The organism is Mesorhizobium sp. M4B.F.Ca.ET.214.01.1.1 (genome assembly GCF_004791545.1).
GTDB classification, from domain to species: domain Bacteria; phylum Pseudomonadota; class Alphaproteobacteria; order Rhizobiales; family Rhizobiaceae; genus Mesorhizobium; species Mesorhizobium abyssinicae.
The window spans coordinates 550,829-568,762 of record NZ_SRUX01000001.1 but is presented as its reverse complement, the minus strand read 5'-3'; the positions used below and the strand labels follow the sequence as shown (position 1 = coordinate 568,762).

At 65.6% G+C, this 17,934-nt stretch carries 13 protein-coding genes; 9 read left to right on the top strand and 4 right to left on the bottom strand.

Annotated elements, in window-relative coordinates; genetic code table 11:
- The first annotated feature begins 7 nt into the window (after positions 1 to 7).
- The 5 genes from EN857_RS02605 (at position 8) to EN857_RS02585 (ending at position 9,463) form a co-directional block, all read left to right on the top strand.
- Positions 8 to 3,874 carry a hypothetical protein gene (locus tag EN857_RS02605; RefSeq protein ID WP_127391746.1) on the top strand — a complete coding sequence of 1,289 codons (3,867 nt, stop codon included), beginning with the start codon at positions 8 to 10 and terminating at the stop codon, positions 3,872 to 3,874.
- Positions 3,875 to 4,002: 128 nt separating this feature from the next.
- Positions 4,003 to 5,961, top strand: coding sequence for an EB domain-containing protein (locus tag EN857_RS02600; protein WP_127391745.1), 1,959 nt, complete (start codon positions 4,003 to 4,005; stop codon positions 5,959 to 5,961).
- A 204-nt stretch (positions 5,962 to 6,165) separates the two neighbouring features.
- The gene (gene rpe, locus EN857_RS02595) at positions 6,166 to 6,843 is read left to right on the top strand and encodes a ribulose-phosphate 3-epimerase (RefSeq protein ID WP_127391744.1); all 678 of its coding nucleotides are present in this window, start codon (positions 6,166 to 6,168) and stop codon (positions 6,841 to 6,843) included.
- A gap of 275 nt (positions 6,844 to 7,118) precedes the next feature.
- The gene (locus tag EN857_RS02590; RefSeq protein ID WP_127391743.1) at positions 7,119 to 7,865 is read left to right on the top strand and encodes a GntR family transcriptional regulator; all 747 of its coding nucleotides are present in this window, start codon (positions 7,119 to 7,121) and stop codon (positions 7,863 to 7,865) included.
- An 83-nt stretch (positions 7,866 to 7,948) separates the two neighbouring features.
- Positions 7,949 to 9,463, top strand: coding sequence for a malonyl-CoA synthase (locus EN857_RS02585; RefSeq protein WP_127391742.1), 1,515 nt, complete (start codon positions 7,949 to 7,951; stop codon positions 9,461 to 9,463).
- Positions 9,464 to 9,540: 77 nt separating this feature from the next.
- Here EN857_RS02585 and nagA read toward each other — a convergent pair whose 3' ends face one another.
- From nagA to EN857_RS02565, 4 genes are read right to left on the bottom strand one after another with little or no spacing between them, the layout of a single operon-like run.
- Positions 9,541 to 10,698 (bottom strand): N-acetylglucosamine-6-phosphate deacetylase, encoded by a 1,158-nt coding sequence (gene nagA, locus EN857_RS02580; protein WP_135857928.1) that lies wholly within the window; start codon positions 10,696 to 10,698, stop codon positions 9,541 to 9,543.
- Positions 10,695 to 11,726 (bottom strand): SIS domain-containing protein, encoded by a 1,032-nt coding sequence (locus tag EN857_RS02575; RefSeq protein ID WP_127391740.1) that lies wholly within the window; start codon positions 11,724 to 11,726, stop codon positions 10,695 to 10,697. Before EN857_RS02575 ends, nagA begins: the two co-directional genes overlap by 4 nt.
- Positions 11,723 to 12,502 (bottom strand): GntR family transcriptional regulator, encoded by a 780-nt coding sequence (locus EN857_RS02570; protein WP_127287221.1) that lies wholly within the window; start codon positions 12,500 to 12,502, stop codon positions 11,723 to 11,725. The genes EN857_RS02575 and EN857_RS02570 overlap by 4 nt, the downstream gene beginning before the upstream one ends.
- Positions 12,499 to 13,380: an N-acetylglucosamine kinase gene (locus EN857_RS02565; protein WP_127391739.1), complete on the bottom strand. Its 882-nt coding sequence runs from the start codon at positions 13,378 to 13,380 to the stop codon at positions 12,499 to 12,501. Before EN857_RS02565 ends, EN857_RS02570 begins: the two co-directional genes overlap by 4 nt.
- Before the next feature lie 199 nt (positions 13,381 to 13,579).
- Between EN857_RS02565 and EN857_RS02560 the strand changes: the two genes are divergently transcribed.
- From EN857_RS02560 to EN857_RS02540, 4 genes are all read left to right on the top strand, one after another.
- Positions 13,580 to 14,488, top strand: a complete 909-nt coding sequence (locus EN857_RS02560) for an N-acetylmuramic acid 6-phosphate etherase (RefSeq protein WP_127311309.1) — start codon at positions 13,580 to 13,582, stop codon at positions 14,486 to 14,488.
- 53 nt (positions 14,489 to 14,541) lie between these two features.
- Positions 14,542 to 15,801: an ABC transporter substrate-binding protein gene (locus tag EN857_RS02555; protein WP_127393014.1), complete on the top strand. Its 1,260-nt coding sequence runs from the start codon at positions 14,542 to 14,544 to the stop codon at positions 15,799 to 15,801.
- Positions 15,802 to 16,050: 249 nt separating this feature from the next.
- The gene (locus EN857_RS02545; RefSeq protein ID WP_127393012.1) at positions 16,051 to 16,980 is read left to right on the top strand and encodes a sugar ABC transporter permease; all 930 of its coding nucleotides are present in this window, start codon (positions 16,051 to 16,053) and stop codon (positions 16,978 to 16,980) included.
- An 11-nt stretch (positions 16,981 to 16,991) separates the two neighbouring features.
- A complete protein-coding gene (locus EN857_RS02540) occupies positions 16,992 to 17,831 on the top strand; it encodes a carbohydrate ABC transporter permease (protein WP_127393011.1) in 840 nt (279 codons plus the stop codon).
- Positions 17,832 to 17,934: the final 103 nt, after the last annotated feature.

The window sequence follows — 17,934 nt, the reverse complement described above, 5'->3', positions numbered from 1 at the left end:
GGGAAAGATGACCATTTCCGCGCTTTCCCCGCTTGCTCCGAGCAGCAGCAAACCCACCGTCATGGAGACGATCATGAAACCCCTGTCATATGCCAGGCGCGGCGCGCGCTGGCTGATGGCGGCCGGTATCGCGGTCGCCATGATGCCGGCACTGCCGGCCTTCGCCGAGGACCCCATCCCGGCCAAGATCGTCGAGGCCGCAGGCCCGGAACCCAGGCTTGAGCTCGACAATCCCCGTGTCGTCAATCCCGAGCCGGGGCGCATCGTGCCGTTCTTCACCAAGAAGGGCGGCCAGAGAAGTTGCGACTATGCCTTCTACACGCTGACGTTCGGCCTGCGCGGCAATGCGCAAGCCTTTGCCAATCCCGTGCTTGCCAATGCGCTGAAGAACGCCAGGCTCGACTTCAAGGACCAGCTTCCGCATGGCCTGCAGATCGTCAGCGTGCATGTGTCCGGCGACGGCACCGATGCCGGCGGCGGCGCTCTGCCCGGTGCGGTGATCAGCACCTCGGCGGACCCGAACGACACCGCGACGGTTTCCGATTTCCGGATTTCCGCCAGCGATCTCGACGGCATGGGCGCCGCGAACGAACGCACCATCACCTTCCAGATCGTGGCCAAGATCGACCACGCGGCGTTCCCCGCGCCGGCCATGGTCGACAACCAGGGCACGATCAAAGTGTCGATGGGAGGCGGCCCGGGGACCATCATCCCGTCGCAGGATCCGGGCAAGCCGGATGACGGCGATTTCCTCACCGGCGAGAAGACCTCGATCCGCATCGACTTGACCAAATGTAATCCGCCACCACCACCTCCCGGCAAGGAATGCTTCAAGGTGGAGCGCGGCACGGTCGATTGCGTGCCCGGCGGCGGCGCCTTCATCTACCACATGCCTGTCGGCCCGGAGATGGGCGGCAAGTGGGTGCAGGTCTCGACGACCACGCCCGGCATCACCATCATCCCCGACACGCAGCTGGTGCCGGCGGGCGGCGGCGTGCTCAACTGGAAGATCGTCGGCGCATCGCCCGGTGATGTCATCCACCTCATCGTCACCGGCATCGAGACCTATGCCGGTCCGGAGGAGGGCTGGGGCCTGTGCTGCACGCAGACCATCGACATTGTCATCCCGCGCGATCTCAGATGCCCGCCCGACAAGGAGCCGGACCTCAAGGTCGAGAAGCGCGCCGATGTCACGCGTTGCACGATGGCCGGCGGCTGCGACTTCACCATCAGGGTCAGCAATGTCGGCGGCACCCCCTATCACGGCAAGATCGTGCTCGACGAGGTGACGTTGCCGGCCGGCTCGGTGCTGGATTCCGGCCCGAACCCGCCCTGGGTCTGCGTGCCCGGCGTCACGCCGATGACCTGCACCCATCCGGTGACCACGCTCAACCCAGGCGCCTTTGTCGACCTCAAGCTCGGCTTCAAGCCGGCGCCGGGCTGGCAGGGACGCGTGCTGCGCAACTGCGCCATCTACGACTACCAGGCCAGCGGCAAGCCGCTGTTCGGCAGCCAGCAGAACGATCGCGGCTGCGCCTCGATCCCGATCTGCCGGCGTGGCGATCGCGACCCCGAGTGCCGGCCGCCGGTCGAGAAGAAGGTCGACCTGATCCTGAAGAAGCGTGCCCGCATCCCGGTCTGCACGGCTGACGGCATCTGCTACTTCGTCATCGACCTCATCAACAACGGCAGCGTCCCCTATAACGGACCGCTGACGGTCATCGACAGCTATCCCGGCGGTGCGCCGGCCTCCTCGACCTTCGGCCCGTCTCCGCCCTGGAGCTGTGGACCGAACGGCCCCGGCCAGTTCCGTTGCGACAATCCCGGCATCGTGCTGATGCCTGGCGCCTCGACGTCGATCGTCGTCAAGGCGGTGATGCCGGCAAACTACCAGTCGGACAGCGTCGAGAACTGCGCCGAGGTCAGGGCGATCCCCGGTGAGGTCGACCTCACCAACAACAAGGCCTGCGCCAAGGAACGCTTCCGCCATCCCAATGGCGGCAAGCCCGGCCTGCGTATCACCAAGGTGTGCAACGGCTCGCTGGCCGGTGCCGCGGTGGTTTCCTGCCGCATCACCGTCAGCAATGCCGGCACGGCGGCCCCCACCGGTCCGGTGCGGGTCAACGATGCCGCCACGCTGGTGGCCGGTGGCGCGCCGGTCCAGATCCAGACCGTCACTCCCGACGGCGCGGAATGGGCCTGCGGACCGGTTCCGGCCAACACGCTGTCGTGTCAGATTCCCGGCGCCGTGATGACGCCCGGAACGTCCAGGCACTTCGACGTGACGGTCTCGGCCAATGGCGAGTTCGAGAACTGCGCGCGCGGATCCTACGGGCCGGCGCCGGGAGACGACATCGTCTATCCGATCGGCCAGGCTTGCGCCAAGGGCGGCGGGGCTCCGACCATCCGCGTCGAGAAGACCGGCGACAGCGAATGCCAGCCCGGCCAGCCCTGCTCCTTCGAGATCACCATCACGAACGATGGGCCGAGCGCCTTCTCCGGTCCGGTCCGGATCGGCGATGCGATCGGCGTGGAAGGACTGGGCAGGCTGGAAGGCGTCGAGATCACGTCGATCGAGCCGCCCTTCGGCTGCTCGCCCGAACCGACGACGCTGCCTTTGTCCTGCATTGCCAACCTGACGCTCGGCGCCGGGGAAAGCCACGTGCACAATGTCACCGTGGTCATCCCCGATGACGGCCGCCTGGCCAATCTGCAGGGCACGGTCAACGGTCAGAACTGCGTTGGCGTCCTGTCCCCGGATACGCGGGTGCAGGGCGGCGGCGACGTGCTTTCCGGCGATCAGGCCAACATCCAGGGCAATCGCGGCAGGGCCTATGCGTGCCATCCCTTCACCATCAGGAACGAGGTGAAGAAGCAGTGCTCGGCAGGTTTCGTCATGAACGATGCCGGCCGCTGCGTCTGCCCTGAAGGCACCACCTACCGCAACGGCCAGTGCACGGGCGGCGGCGTCATCGTCGAGCCGAAGCCCAAGCCCTGCGTGCTGCTCAAGGGCCAGATCCGCACCGAGGACGGGCGCTGTGTCTGTCCGCGCGGAACCGAGCTCGAGAACGGCGCCTGCGTGAAGATCACGCAAGGGTGCACCATACCCGGCTCGGTGCCGTCGGCGGACGGCGACAGCTGCTACTGCCCCAAGGGCACGCATCTCGACAGGATCGCGAATGCCTGCGTGCGGGACAAGCAGAAGCCCGAGCAGTGCACCATTCGCGGCCAAGTCCACGACGCGGACGGCGATTGCGTCTGCCCGAAGGGAACCGAGGTGCGCAATGGCGCCTGCAGGCCGATCCGGCCGAAACCGGAGCAGTGCCGCATCCCCGGCCAGGTCCGCAATGCCGATGGCGATTGCGTCTGCCCGAAGGGGACAGAGCTGCGCAACGGCGCCTGCCGGCCGATCCGGCCACAGCCCGAGCAGTGCACGATCCGCGGCCAGATCCACGACGCCAACGGCAACTGTGTCTGCCCGAGGGGTACGGAGATCCGCGACGGCGCCTGCCGGCAAAAGAAGCCCGAACTGGAGCAGTGCACCATTCGCGGCCAGGTCCACAACAAGCGTGGCGAGTGCGTCTGCCCGCGTGGCACCGAGGTCCGTGACGGCGCCTGCCGCAGGGTCCGGCAGGAATGCGCGCCGGGTTCGCAGCTGATCAACGGCCAGTGCCAGCCGATCATCATCCTGCGGCGCTGCCCGACCGGGACGACCGGAAAATATCCAAACTGCGTCCCGCTCCGCAAGCCGGGCGTGGAGGTCAACCCGAACCTGCTGCTCAATCCGAACATCCTGCAGCAGCTGGTGCCGAGACGTACGCCGCAGGTGCAGCAGGATCCGGCGGGTGCGAACATCCAGAACTCCAAGCCGTGATCTAGCATAGGAAAACCAGAACCCCGCCGGAGCAATCCGGCGGGGTTTTTCGTTGGCGGGATCGCCCGCGTGAACCTTGATGCCGCGAGCGGCGACCAATCGCTGAAGGAACACATCAGGAGAGAGAGATGTCTTCAGTCAGCTATGCCTTTCGCAATACGGTTGCGACTGTTGCGCTGTTCGCAGCCGGACTAGTCAGCACCTCCGCTTTCGCCGCACAGGCCAACATCAAGTCGATGTCGTTCGACACGCAGGGCGTCAACACCACGCTACATGTCGTTTCGAGCGACAAACAGAAATGGGACAGGCTGAAAAGCGGCACGGTCCAGTTCTGGGGCCACATGAAGATCGACACACGCTGGCCAGGCTACGTGCAGCAGGTCGGTGTATCGCTCGGCGTATGCGGCCCCAGCCAGTGCGGGGCGTTTCCGCCGATCTGGAGCGCATCGCCGGTCAGCCGCGACTATGATCACCAGGAGAACTTCTCCTTCGATCCCTCGATCATGGCGCTGTCTTCGAATGCGGACATCGTGTCGGTGCCCTATGGCGATCAGATTATCGCCAAGTGCAACCAGCACCTCCAGCCCGATGGGCCGACGAAGTCCTACTCGTTCACACACACTTTTCACGCGACCTTTTCGGCGCTGACCGACAAGGCGCTCGACATGCACAATGCCGCCACCGAGGTGACGGGCGGCAGCTGGCCCTATCCGATCTACGAATCGCACTATGCCGAACACGGTTCGTTCGACGTTCAGGTCGCCTGCGATCCCGTCGTCAAACCGGCGGCTCAGGACATCGCCGTCGACTTCGGCGAATTCGAGACAAAGAACGTCAAGCTGTTCCTGACCACCTACCGCTCGAACCAGCCCGGCTCGACACCCGGCACAGTGTGCCCGGCGCTCAAGGTGACCAGCCGCGCGCAGGCCAACAAGGCCGGGCCGGTATCGATGCGCATCTGGCGGCAGAAGGACAATGGGCCGATCACATCGGAGTTCAAGCAGGTCTGGGCGTCCTTCGACGCGGGCAAGAACGGCTATTTCGCCACTTATGAGAAATGGGAGAATGTCGGAGCGACCGCGTACTTCCAGTACAAGACCGAAATAGTCGGCAACGGCCCGTTCGAGCCCTTCGACGGCTGGAAGGACATCACCGTCCATTGCACTGGCGCGGGCGGCGGCGGCTTCACCGATGGACCGCAGCCCGATCCCGACAACCCGCCGGCAAAGGCCGACTGGCAAGGCGAAGTGACCGTTTCCGACAGCGCCGGATCCAGGAAACTTTGCCCGCGCAAAGGCCAGGTCGCGTTCGAAGCGAGCCGCGATGCTCCCGGCGCGTTGCACTATCGGATCGGTTGCTCGAATGGCGCCTTCTTCACCGGGACCGCGGTCGCCTTCAACGAAGGCGGTGTGTTCAAGGCCAGTGCCGCGCACGATCTCAGCATTAGCAGGACCCGCTCGATCCAGTGCACCTTGCAGGAGATCAAGCCGAATGGATCCATCGCCACCATCGACATGGATGCGGAGGATTTCACCTGCATAAAACGGACTATCGAGCCCAAGGTCGACGATCTGGTCTCAAGCACGCGACCCGACTTCGGCAAGCCCAGGCTGCCGCCGGTCGTCGTTGATCCCGGCCGCAAATGCCTGCCCAGCCAAAGTCTGCTGCGCGGCAAATGTGTCGACAGGCCGCTGGTGGCCGCATGCAAGAACACCGAGAAGCTGGTCGACGGCCGGTGCATCGGCGTCAGCATCCACTGCCTGCCCGGCTATCATCAGGTCGGCCTGAAATGCGTGAAGAATGCCGTGATCGCCGGGAAATGCCGGCGTGACGAACAGCGCGTCAATGGCGAATGCGTGCGCAAGCCTTCCATCATCATCGACTGCAAACGCGGCTACCATCTGGTCGGCAAGGCATGTGTGAGGGACGCAATCATCACCACGGGCTGCCGGCCAACCGAAATGACGGTGCGCGGACATTGCGTGCCCAGGCCGGCTTCGAAGACGCTTGGGCTGCAGAAGTTGAAGCAAGGCAGAGGCCAGTCGTTTCTGCCGGGGCAGGCCAGGTCACGGCTTCAGGTGAACTGAATCCCGCTGCAAATCAGGAGAGAGGCGGTGCCGCCTCTCTCCTTTGCGGGGATCACTAAACGTCATCCTGGTCTACAGCGACGTGCGTCCTTTTGGCGCTAGCTGCCCTCCAACACATAATCGGGCATGTCCTTTCCGAAAATCGGTTCCGATTTTGCAGCCGATGCGCTAGGGCGGAGCGGACTTGAAGAACGGGAAGCGGACATGGCCAAGAAAACCCTGATCGCGCCATCGGTGCTGGCGTCGGATTTCTCGAAGCTCGGCGACGAGGTCGAAGCCGTCGCGGCGGCCGGCGCCGACTGGATCCATCTCGACGTCATGGACGGCCATTTCGTCCCCAACATCACTTTCGGCCCGCCGGTGGTGAAGGCGATCCGCAACCGTACCAAGGCCTTCTTCGATTGCCATCTGATGATCGCGCCGGCCGATCCCTATCTGGCCGCCTTCGCCGAGGCCGGCTGCGACGGCCTGACCGTACATGCCGAGGCCGGCCCGCATCTTGACCGCTCGCTTCAGACCATCAAGAACCTCGGCAAGAAGGCCGGCGTGTCGCTCAACCCGGCGACACCCGAAAGCGCTGTCGAATACGTGCTCGACCGGCTCGACCTGATCCTGATCATGACCGTCAATCCGGGCTTTGGCGGTCAGGCGTTCATTCCGGCAATGGTCGACAAGGTGAAGCGGGTGAAGGCGCTGATCGGCAACCGTCCGATCCGCATCGAGATCGACGGCGGCGTGTCGCCGGAGACGGCGCCGCTGGTCACCGCGGCGGGCGCCGATGTGCTGGTCGCGGGCGCCGCCATCTTCAAGGGCGACAGCGTCGAGGCCTACCGGGCCAACATCGAGGCGATCAGAGCCGCGGCGGACAGCGCCGCCGCCTGATCCTGGCCGTTGACCGTATCTCGGCTGGATACCCAGTCTGATTGATAGCCGAAATGAGTAGCTTCGCTGTCCAGCGCCTCAAGCTTCTCAGAAAATTCAATATTCTTGAGCCGCCCGTTACTTCGGCGAGCCACTGCGCTCTATCCTCTTTAAGTCCAATACCATCATCTTCCGCTTGAGGCCGCGAAGTGTGGCACGGTATAGTACGCGTACGGGATTGAGACTGCTTCGCAACAAGAACCAACAACAGGCCAAGGCAGGCAACAGGAGCGATATTGACGTACGGAACCGCCGATCCGGGCGATGAAGGTGCCGGACCCAAGAGCACCCTTGCCAGCACGGTCTATCATCAACTTCGGGACGATCTCTTGCGCGGTGTGCTGGAGACCGAAAGCAAGCTTCGGGTCGAATGGGTGGTTTCGCGATATGGCGCCGGCGCTTCGCCGGTGCGCGAGGCGCTTAACCGTCTGGCTTCGGAAGGCCTGCTCGGCCGCCACGACCAGCGCGGCTTCTTCCTCATGCCGGTCAGCGCCGAGGAGCTGGATGAGCTGACCCGCACCCGCTGCTGGCTGGAGGAAAGGGCGCTGCGCGAATCGATCGAGCACCGCACCGGCGAATGGGAAGAGCAGCTGGTGCTGGCGCTGCATCGCCTGGCGCGCGCCCAGCGCCGCCTGCCGGGTGAGCCCTCGACCAACAATCCGGACTGGGAGAAGCTGCATCGCGCCTTCCATCGCGCGCTGATCGCGGGCTGCCGGTCGCATTGGCTGGTCGGTTTCTGCGACCAGCTTTCCGACCAGGCTTCCCGCTACCGGCTGATCTCGCAGCACGGCCCGGGAGACGAACGCGACGACCTTGCCGAACACCGCCAGATCGCCGAACGCACCCTCGATGGCGACGCCGACGGCGCGGTCGAGGCCTTGCTCAACCATTACCGGCTGACGGCGGCCATGTGCATGGCGCGTTTCAGCCAGGACGGCGATCCCAAGGCAACCGCGGCCAAGGCGTTGCGCGGCCGCAAATAGCTGCTCTTCCAGGCTCAAATCTGATATTCGCTCTCGCCGAAACAATGCGAATTCAGGATTCGCCGCGCCACGCGGGAGCAACAATGAGCAATCACCTCTTCGACGCTTTTCGCGTCCGCGTCACGGCACCTCGGCGGCTGCTCATGCAGACGGATGACGGGCGATCCCTCACCTATGGCGACATGCTGGCGCGCTCGGCGCAGCTGGCGCATGCGTTGGTGCAATCCGGCGTGGCGCCGGGCGACCGCGTCGCCGTGCAGGTCGAGAAGAGCCCGGAAGCGGTGCTGCTCTACCTTGCTTGCCTGCGCGCCGGCGCCGTCTTCCTGCCGCTCAACACCGCCTACACACTGCCGGAACTCCGCTATTTCTTTGGCGATGCCGAACCGCGGCTGGTGGTCTGCGACCCGGCAAGAGCGGCCGATATCGGCCCGCTGGCGCAGGCGTCCGGCGCGGCGCTGGCGACGCTTGGCCAGCACGGCGACGGTTCGCTGCCCGAAAGCGCTTCCGGAAATCAGGCGGATTTCGACGATGTGGCGCGCGGACCGGACGACCTTGCCGCGATCCTCTACACGTCGGGAACGACCGGCCGCTCGAAGGGCGCCATGCTCAGCCACGAGAACCTCGCCTCGAACGCGCGCGTGCTGGTCGAGCATTGGCGCTTCAGCGCCGAAGACGTCCTGATCCACGCGCTGCCGATCTTCCACACGCATGGCCTGTTCGTCGCCACCAACGTGATCCTGATGGCCGGCGCCTCGATGCTGTTCGAGGCAAAATTCGATCCGGCCCGCATCGTCTCGCTGCTGCCGCGCGCCACCGCGCTGATGGGCGTGCCGACCTTCTACGTGCGCCTGCTGCAGCAGCAGGGCCTGGACGCCCAGGCGGCGAAAACCATCCGCCTGTTCATTTCCGGCTCGGCGCCCTTGCTGGCCGAGACGCATGCCGCCTGGCGAGAGCGCACCGGCCACGCCATCCTCGAGCGCTACGGCATGACCGAGACCAACATGAACACCTCCAACCCCTACGATGGCGAGCGGCGCGCCGGCACGGTCGGCTTTCCCTTGCCGGGCGTTTCGCTGCGCATCGCCGATCCCGACGGCGGCGGGTCGCTCGCACAGGGCGAGGTTGGCATGATCGAGGTGAAGGGTCCGAACGTCTTTGCGGGTTACTGGCGGATGCCGGAAAAGACCAAGGCGGAATTCCGTCCCGACGGCTTTTTCATCACCGGCGATCTCGGCCTCGTCGATCAGGACGGCTACGTGCATATCGTCGGGCGCGGCAAGGACCTGATCATTTCCGGCGGCTACAACATCTACCCCAAGGAGATCGAGGGCGAGATCGATGCGCTTGCCGGCGTTAGCGAAAGCGCGGTGATCGGCGTCGCCCATCCGGACTTCGGCGAGGGTGTCACTGCGATCGTGGTGCGCAAGCCGGGCTCGGCCATCGGCGCGGCCGATGTCCTCGACGCCATCGCGGGTCGGCTGGCGAAATACAAGCACCCAAAGCAGGTGATCTTCGTCGACGAGCTGCCGCGCAACACGATGGGCAAGGTGCAGAAGAACCTTTTGCGCGAGACCTACAGAGATCTCTACGGCCAATAGTTTTCGATGACGATGCGCGGCGGGCACCCGCCAATTGCGAAAACGTTGGTTTCCTGATTGCCGGTGGGTACGAGGGCCTACGCCCCTAACACCTTCTTACCGCCGATCCAGACGCTCTTCACGTCCAGCCCCTCAGATAGCCCCACGATGTCGGCGGCCGTGCCGTTGGCGAAGCGGCCGAGCCGGTGCGCCTGGCCGATCGCCTCGGCTGGATAGAGCGAAGCCATGCGCAGCGCCTCGCCAAGCTCCAGCCCGACGACGCGGTGGATGAAGCGCACGGCCGAGATCATGTCGAGATCGGCCCCGGCCAAGGTTCCGTCGGCCAGCCTGAGGCTGCCGTCCTTGCGGTAGATGGTGCGGCTGTTCAGCGTGAACGACGTCATGTCGGTGCCGATCGTCGCCATGGCGTCGGTGACCAGCACGATCTTGCCCGGCCCCTTCTTGGCGCGCAGCGCGATCGCCATGGTGGCTGGATCGACATGGATGCCGTCGGCGATGATGCCGGCCGACAGCCCGCCTGTGTCGATGGCCGCGCCCGCCAGCCCCGGCTCGCGGTTGCCGATCTGGCTCATGGCGTTGAAGAGATGGGTCACCACCGTCGCGCCGGCCGCGGCGAAGGCGCTCGCCGTGGCATAGCCGGTGTCGGAATGGCCGAGGCTGACGATGAGGCCGGCCTTTGCCAGGGCCGCGACACGCGCTGGCTCGACCGATTCGGGCGCGATCGTGGTCAGCAGCACGGGCAGGTCTTTCCGCGCCGCGATCAGCGCCGCCTGGTCCACGTCCGTCATCGGCCGGATCAGCGCCGGGTCATGCGCGCCCTTGCGGGCGACAGACAGATGCGGGCCCTCGAGATGCAGGCCAAGGAAGCCCGGCACCTTCTGCCGCGCCGCCGCGGCGCCGGCCGCGACGGCAGCCGCCGTGATCGCTGGCGTATCGGTGATCAGCGTCGGCAACAGCGCCGTGGTGCCGAACGGGGCGTGCGCCCGGCAAATGGTCTCGATCGAGGCGACGTCGGGATGGTCATTGAGCATGACGCCGCCGCCGCCATTGACCTGCAGGTCGACGAAGCCCGGCGCCAGCAGGCCGTCGGTCTCGATGCGATCGACACCGGTCGGAATGGCGCCGGTGGGGAGGATGGCCTCGACCAGGCCGCCGCTCACCACGAGGGCCGCATTGTCGTGCCAGTCGGCGCCGTCGAAGATGCGGGCGCCAGTGAGGGCGAAACGGTCGCTCATACGGTTTCCGTCACCTTGCGCAAATTGCGCGGCGTATCGGGGTCGAGGCCGCGATGGCGGGCAAAGGCCTCGACGAAGCCATAGAACGACACGATCAGCGCCAGCGGATCGGTCAGCGGATGGCCGGTCGCCACATAGGGCAGGGCCCGTGCCTTGGTCGCTTTGCCCGATGTCACGAACACAGCCGCGCCCTTGCCGGCCAGATTGTCGGCCGCCTCGGCGACCGACGGTTCGGAAGCGTCGCGCGCGGCGAGCGCCAGCACCGGGAAGCCCGGCCCGACCAGCGCCAGCGGCCCATGCATGACCTCGGCCGCGCTGTAGGCCTCGGCATGCATGCCGCAGGTCTCCTTGAATTTCAGCGCCGCCTCGTTGGCCATCGCCGCGGACGGACCGCGGCCGAGGATGAACAGCGACCGCGGCGTCTCCAGCGCGCCGGCCAGCGCCATCCAGTCGCAGGCGATTGCCTTCTCGAAATGCTCCGGCAGGCGCGCCAATGCCGCGAGCAGCGCATCGTCGCCGGTGCAATGCGCCATCAGCGCCAGGCCGGCGACCGCCGAATTGACGAAGGTCTTGGTCGCCGCGACGCTGCGCTCCGGCCCGGCCAGGATGTCGATGGCAAAGTCCGATGCCCGCGCCAGCGGCGAATCGGCGGTGTTGGTGATGGCGACGGTGAGTGCGCCGCCGGCCCGCGCCGTCTCCGCCATGGCGACGATGTCGGGGCTCTTGCCCGATTGCGAGATCGCCAGGCAGGCCGAGCCGGCGAGCCTCAGCCTGGCGCCATAGATCGAGGCGATGGACGGGCCGACCGAGGCGACGGCAAGGCCGGCGGTCAGTTCGACGGCGTATTTCATGAAGGTGGCGGCATGGTCGGACGAGCCGCGCGCCACGGTGACGACGAAGCTCGGATCGCGCTCGCGGATGCCGCGCCCGGCCTCGCTCAGCACGTCGGCCGAGCCATCGAGCAGGCGGGCCGTGGCCTCCGGGATCTCCTCGATCTCGCGCCGCATATGGGTGGGGTTCGCGCTCATGGCCGGCTCTCCTCTCCCGGCCCGGTCAGCCGGAGTTCGGCGACGAAATCATAGGCGTCGCCCCTGTAGATCGAGCGGGTGAATTCGATCACCTTGCCGCTCGCAAGATAGGAAATACGTTCGATATGCAGGCCGGCAACCCCCGGCGGCACTTCCAGCAGGCGCGCATCGCCATCACCGAGATTGGCGGCCGAGATGCGCTGCACCGCCCGCACCGGCCGGTTGCCGGTCAGTTCCAGCGCGGCATAGAGCGAGGAGCCGATCGCCTCGGGATCGGGCAGCACGCTGGCCGAGAGCGACGCGCGCTCGATCGCCAGCGGCGTGTCGTTGGCGATGCGCAGGCGCGCCACCCGCGCCACCAGCTCGTTCGACGACAGGCCGAGCACCATCGTCTCGTCGGGCGAAGGCGCGTAGAGGCCGCGATCGAGCCAGGCCGAGCGCACCACCATGCCGCGCCGCGCCATGTCTTCGGTGAACGAGGTGAGCCTGGACAGCGACTGCTCGACGCGCTCCATGCGCGGCGCGACGAAGGTGCCGGAACCGTGACGCTGGACGAGGATGCCGCCCTTGACCAGATCCTGCACCGCCTTGCGCACGGTGACGCGCGAGATGTCGGCCTTGCTGGCGATGTCGCGCTCCGACGGCAGCGCGTCGCCCGGCCCGATCAGGCCGCGATTGACCGCTTCCTCGATGCTCTTCCTGAGCTGCAGATAGAGCGGCGCGCCGCTCTGCGACGATTCCTTCAGCATGGCGAAGATCTGGTCGGCGGCGCTCATTGGGCACCCTCCGAACCGCGCGCAAAGATGCGTACCGCCATCTGCACGGCGCCGCCCAGCGCATCGTCGAGCGCCGGCTTCAGCAGCGCCTGGTAGCGCGCCGAAAGCCGCGGCGCGTAGAGCGGCGCCAGGCCGCCTAGCAGGCAGAGCGGCGCATTGCCGGCAAGATCGAGCGCCCCGAGCGAGGCGTCGACATCGGCAACCGCCTTGTCGAGGATCCAGTTGGCGACAAGATCGCCCTTGGCGGCATGGTCGAAGACCTTTGGCGCGAAACCGCCGAAATCGCCGGGCTTGGCATTGGTGGTGAACTCGACGACGTCCTCGGGGTTGTTGCGGAAGACGGCGAGCATCGCCTCGGTCAGCGGCGAGCCCGGACGGATGCCGTCATAGGCGAGCAGTGTCTGCTCCAGCAGGTCGCGGCCGATGCGCGCGCCGCTGCCCTGGTCGCCGACCTGAAAACCCCAGCCGCCAATGGCGCGTGACTTGCCCGCCTTGCGCGCCATATAGGCGGTGCCGGTGCCGAGGATGGCCATGGCGCCGTCGCTGGGCCCGACCGCACCCTCCAGCGCGATCTCGGCGTCGGTCTCGACGCGGCTGGCGCTGAACGGCAGGATCGCCTCGAGCTGCTGCCTGTAAGTGCCGACATTGGCACCGGCGAGGCCGAGAATGGCGGGCGTTTGCGGGATGAGTTCCGGATTCTTGCCGGCGGCGACGAAGGCCTGCCGTGCCGCCTCGACAATGTTGGTCCTGGCGCCGGTGAGGTCGGTGCGGATGTTGGCGGCGCCGCTTTTGGCGCGGCCGAGCACGACGCCGTCAGCGGTCGCAAGGGCCGCCCTGCAGCTGGTGCCGCCGCCATCGATGCCAAGTACGAAATTCACGCGATTTCTCCTCCGGACGGATAATACCAATAAAATACCAATAGCCAAGAGTTAATTTCGCTTTCAAAAAGATTAAGGCGTATTTTATTGAAAAACCACGATATTTTGCCGGCAAGGCGAATTTCGCGCGGCGAATTCGTTAATCCGTGTGGACAAGTGGTATTTTTTTGGTATTGTTTCGTCAGTTGGAGGACAACGGATGGCCGAGAAGCGCACCGAAGCGCATCACCAGAATGCCGAGGGGCTGGATATCCAGGCTCCGGACGCCATCCTTTCCTTTCTTGCCGATGCGCAGATCGAGGCCGCCAAGGCCGTGCGCGGCGCCATCCCCGCCATAGCCGCTGCAGCCGAAATCGTCGCCGAGCGGCTGAAGGATGGCGGCAGGCTCGCCTATGCGGCGGCCGGCAGTTCGGGTCTGATGGCCTTGGCCGACGCGCTGGAACTGCCCGGCACCTTCGGCATCGGGCGCGACCGCATCGCCATCCTGATCGCTGGCGGCGACGAGGCCTTCCGCACCCTTGCCGGCGGGCCGGAGGACGACACCGATGAAGCCTCGGCCGCCGTCGCCGCCGCCGGCATCGGCGAGCGCGACTGCCTGATCGCGATTTCGGCCAGCGGCTCGACGCCTTATGCGGTCGCCGCACTTGAGCACGCACGGAGCCGGGGAGCCGCAACCATCGCCATCGCCAACAACCGGGACGTGCCGCTGTTCCGGTCGGCCGATGTCGCGATCGTGCTCGAGACGCCGCCCGAACTGATTGCCGGCTCGACGCGCATGGGCGCCGGCACCGCCCAGAAGATCGCCCTCAACATGCTGTCGACGCTGGCCGCCATCCATCTCGGCCATGTCCATGACGGCTACATGGTCAACCTCACCGCCGACAACATCAAGCTGCGCGACCGCGCCATCCGCATCGTCGCCGCCATCAGCGGGCGCGGCCGGGACGATGCTGCGCGCCTGCTCGAACAGAGCGGCGGCGTGGTCAAGACCGCCATTCTGCTCGCCGCCGGCGCCGCCAACGCCGACACGGCCGAGAAGATACTGGAAGGGACCGGGCGGAAGCTCCGGCCGGCCCTTTCCGCGATCGAGGGGAGCAAGGGGCGCTAGCCCCCCGTTCTCATCAAAACCGAACCTGAAAAAGGTCAACAGGGAGACTGAAAATGACGACCAAACTACTGACGGCCCTTCTGCTCGGCACCAGCATCCTCGGCTCCGCCGGGGTGGCCTATGCCGAAGACGTAACCCTCAACATCGAAAGCTGGCGCGGCGACGACCTGACCATCTGGAAGGACAAGCTGATCCCGGCCTTCGAAGCCAAGAACCCCGGCATCAAGGTGGTGTTCGCGCCGTCGGCGCCGACCGAATATGACGCCGCGCTCGGCGCCAAGCTCACCGCCGGCTCGGCGGGCGACCTGATCACCTGCCGCCCGTTCGACAAGTCGCTGGTGCTCTACCAGAAGGGCAATCTCGCCGATCTGTCGGCGCTGCCGGGCATGGAGAATTTCTCTCCCGTGGCCAAGTCTGCCTGGCAGACCGACGACGGCAAGGCGACGTTCTGCGTGCCGATGGCTTCGGTCATCCACGGCTTCATCTACAACAAGGACGCCTTCGACAAGCTCGGCATCAAGGTGCCGACCACCAATGAGGAGTTCTACGCCGCGCTCGACAAGATCAAGGCCGACGGCACCTACATCCCGATGGCGATGGGCACCAAGGACCTCTGGGAAGCCGCGACCATGGGCTACCAGAACATCGGCCCGAACTACTGGAAGGGCGAGGAAGGCCGCCAGGCACTGATCAAGGGCGAGCAGAAGCTGACCGACGCCGACTGGGTCGAGCCCTACAAGGAACTGGCCAAGTGGAAGCCCTATCTCGGCGATGGCTTCGAGGCCCAGACCTATCCGGACAGCCAGAACCTGTTCACGCTCGGCCGCGCCGCCATCTACCCGGCCGGCTCGTGGGAAATCGCGCTGTTCAACACCCAGGCGCAGTTCAAGATGGGCGCCTTCCCGCCGCCGGTGCAGAAGGCCGGCGACACCTGCTACATCTCCGACCACACCGACATCGGCATGGGTCTGAATGCAGCGTCGAAGAACGCCGATGCGGCCAAGAAGTTCCTGTCCTGGGTCGCCTCGCCGGACTTCGCCACCATTTACGCCAACGCGCTGCCGGGCTTCTTCAGCCTGAACAACACGCCGGTGAAGATGGAAGACCCGCTGGCGCAGGAATTCGTCTCCTGGCGCGGCAAGTGCAAGTCCACGATCCGCTCGACCTACCAGATTTTGGGGCGCGGCACGCCGAACCTCGAGAACGAGACCTGGGTTGAATCGGCCAATGTCATCAACGGCACCGACACGCCGGAAGCGGCCGCCAAGAAGCTGCAGGACGGTCTCGACAGCTGGTACAAGCCGGCGAAGTAAAGCCTCAGGCAGCAAGCAGGGTCGTTCCGAGTGGATGGCCCTGCGGTTTTCAATAGCATCGACCGCAAACGACGGCGCCGCCCCTCATCCGCCTGCCGGCACCTTCTCCCCGTATAGTGACGGGGAGAAGGGACTTGCCGCACCGCCGGCGCCCCCCTCTCCCCGTCCTTCACGGGGAGAGGGTAAGGGTGAGGGGCAGCGCTGCCGTCAACCATTTCGCCAAGACGTTGAACGGCGGGGACCGAACTCATGGCCGCAGAAACACGACCGAAAAGACCGATCCGCTGGCACATCGCCGTCTTCCTGGCGCCGGCCGTGCTCGTCTACACGGCAATCATGATCCTGCCGCTTGCCGGCACGCTGCAGCTCTCGCTGTTCCGCAACATCGAGCAGTCCCAGGTCTTCGTCGGACTCGCCAATTTCCGCACGCTGTTCGGCGACCCTAACTGGTCCGCGGGCTTCTGGAATGCGCTGAGGAACAATGTCTGGTTCTTCATCATCCACATGCTGGTGCAGAACCCGATCGGCGTGCTGCTGGCGGCACTTCTCTCCAGCCCGCGGCTGAGGTTCGCCGCCTTCTACCGCACGGCGATCTTCGTGCCGACCATCCTGTCCTTCGTCATCGTCGGCTTCGCCTGGAAGCTGATCCTGTCGCCGCTGTGGGGCGTGGCGCCGCACCTGCTCGACCTTGTCGGCCTGAAAAGCCTGTTCACGCCGTGGCTTGGCAAGGAAGAGTATGCGCTGACCGCGCTCAGCCTGATCTCGGTGTGGCAGTTCGTCGGCATCCCGATGATGCTGATCTACGCCGCGCTGCTGTCGATCCCCGACGAGGTGATCGAGGCGGCCGAATGCGATGGCATCACCGGCATGGCGCAGTTCTGGAAGATCAAGCTGCCGCTGATCCTGCCGTCTATCGGCATCATCTCGATCCTGACCTTCGTCGGCAATTTCAACGCCTTCGACCTGATCTACACCGCGCAAGGGGCGCTCGCCGGGCCGAACTATTCGACCGACATCCTCGGCACCTTCCTCTACCGCGCCTTCTTCGGCTTCCAACTGCAGATCGGCGATCCCAACATGGGCGCTGCCATCGCCACGATGATGTTCCTGATCATCCTTGGCGGCGTCTGCGTCTATCTGTTCCTCATCCAGACGCGCCTGCGTCGCTACCAGTTCTGAGGAGGCGAGCCATGAGCACTGCAACCCATTCGCTTCCCCGCACCATCGGTGCCCACGCGGTCCTGTTGACCTATACGGCCATCGCGCTGTTTCCCGTGATCCTGGTGATCATGAATTCGTTCAAATCCCGCGCGGGCATCTTCGGCGCGCCGCTGACGCCGCCGACGCCGAAGACCTTCGACCTGATCGGCTACACCACGGTGATCGGCCAGGGCGACTTCATCCACTATTTCCAGAACAGCCTCGTCGTCACCGTCGCCTCGCTGTTCTTCGTGCTTTTGTTCGGCGCCATGGCCGGCTTCGCGCTGTCGGAATACCGCTTCCGCGGCAACACGATGATGGGGCTTTACCTGGCGCTCGGCATCATGATCCCCATCCGCCTCGGTACCGTCGCCATCCTGCAGCTGATGGTGGCGAGCGGGCTGGTCAACACGCTGACGGCGCTGATCCTGGTCTACACCGCGCAAGGCCTGCCGCTCGCCATCTTCATCCTGTCGGAATTCATGAAGCAGGTGTCGGACGACCTGAAGAACGCGGGGCGCATCGACGGCCTGTCGGAATACACGATCTTCTTCCGGCTGGTGCTGCCGCTGGTGCGCCCGTCGATGGCGACCGTCGCCGTCTTCACCATGATCCCGATCTGGAACGATCTGTGGTTCCCGCTGATCCTGGCGCCATCTGAAGAGACCAAGACGGTGACGCTCGGCGCGCAGCTCTTCCTCGGCCAGTTCGTCACCAACTGGAACGCGATCCTGGCGGCGCTGTCGCTGGCGATCCTGCCGGTGCTGATCCTCTACGTCATCTTCTCGCGGCAGCTGATCCGCGGCATCACGTCGGGAGCCGTCAAGTGAATGCGGACCGCCAATTCTCCGTGGGGCCGTGCCTCACCCCACCCGGCGCTGCGCGCCGACCTCCCCATCGAGGGGAGGTAGAAGGTCGTCGCTTTTTCATCGA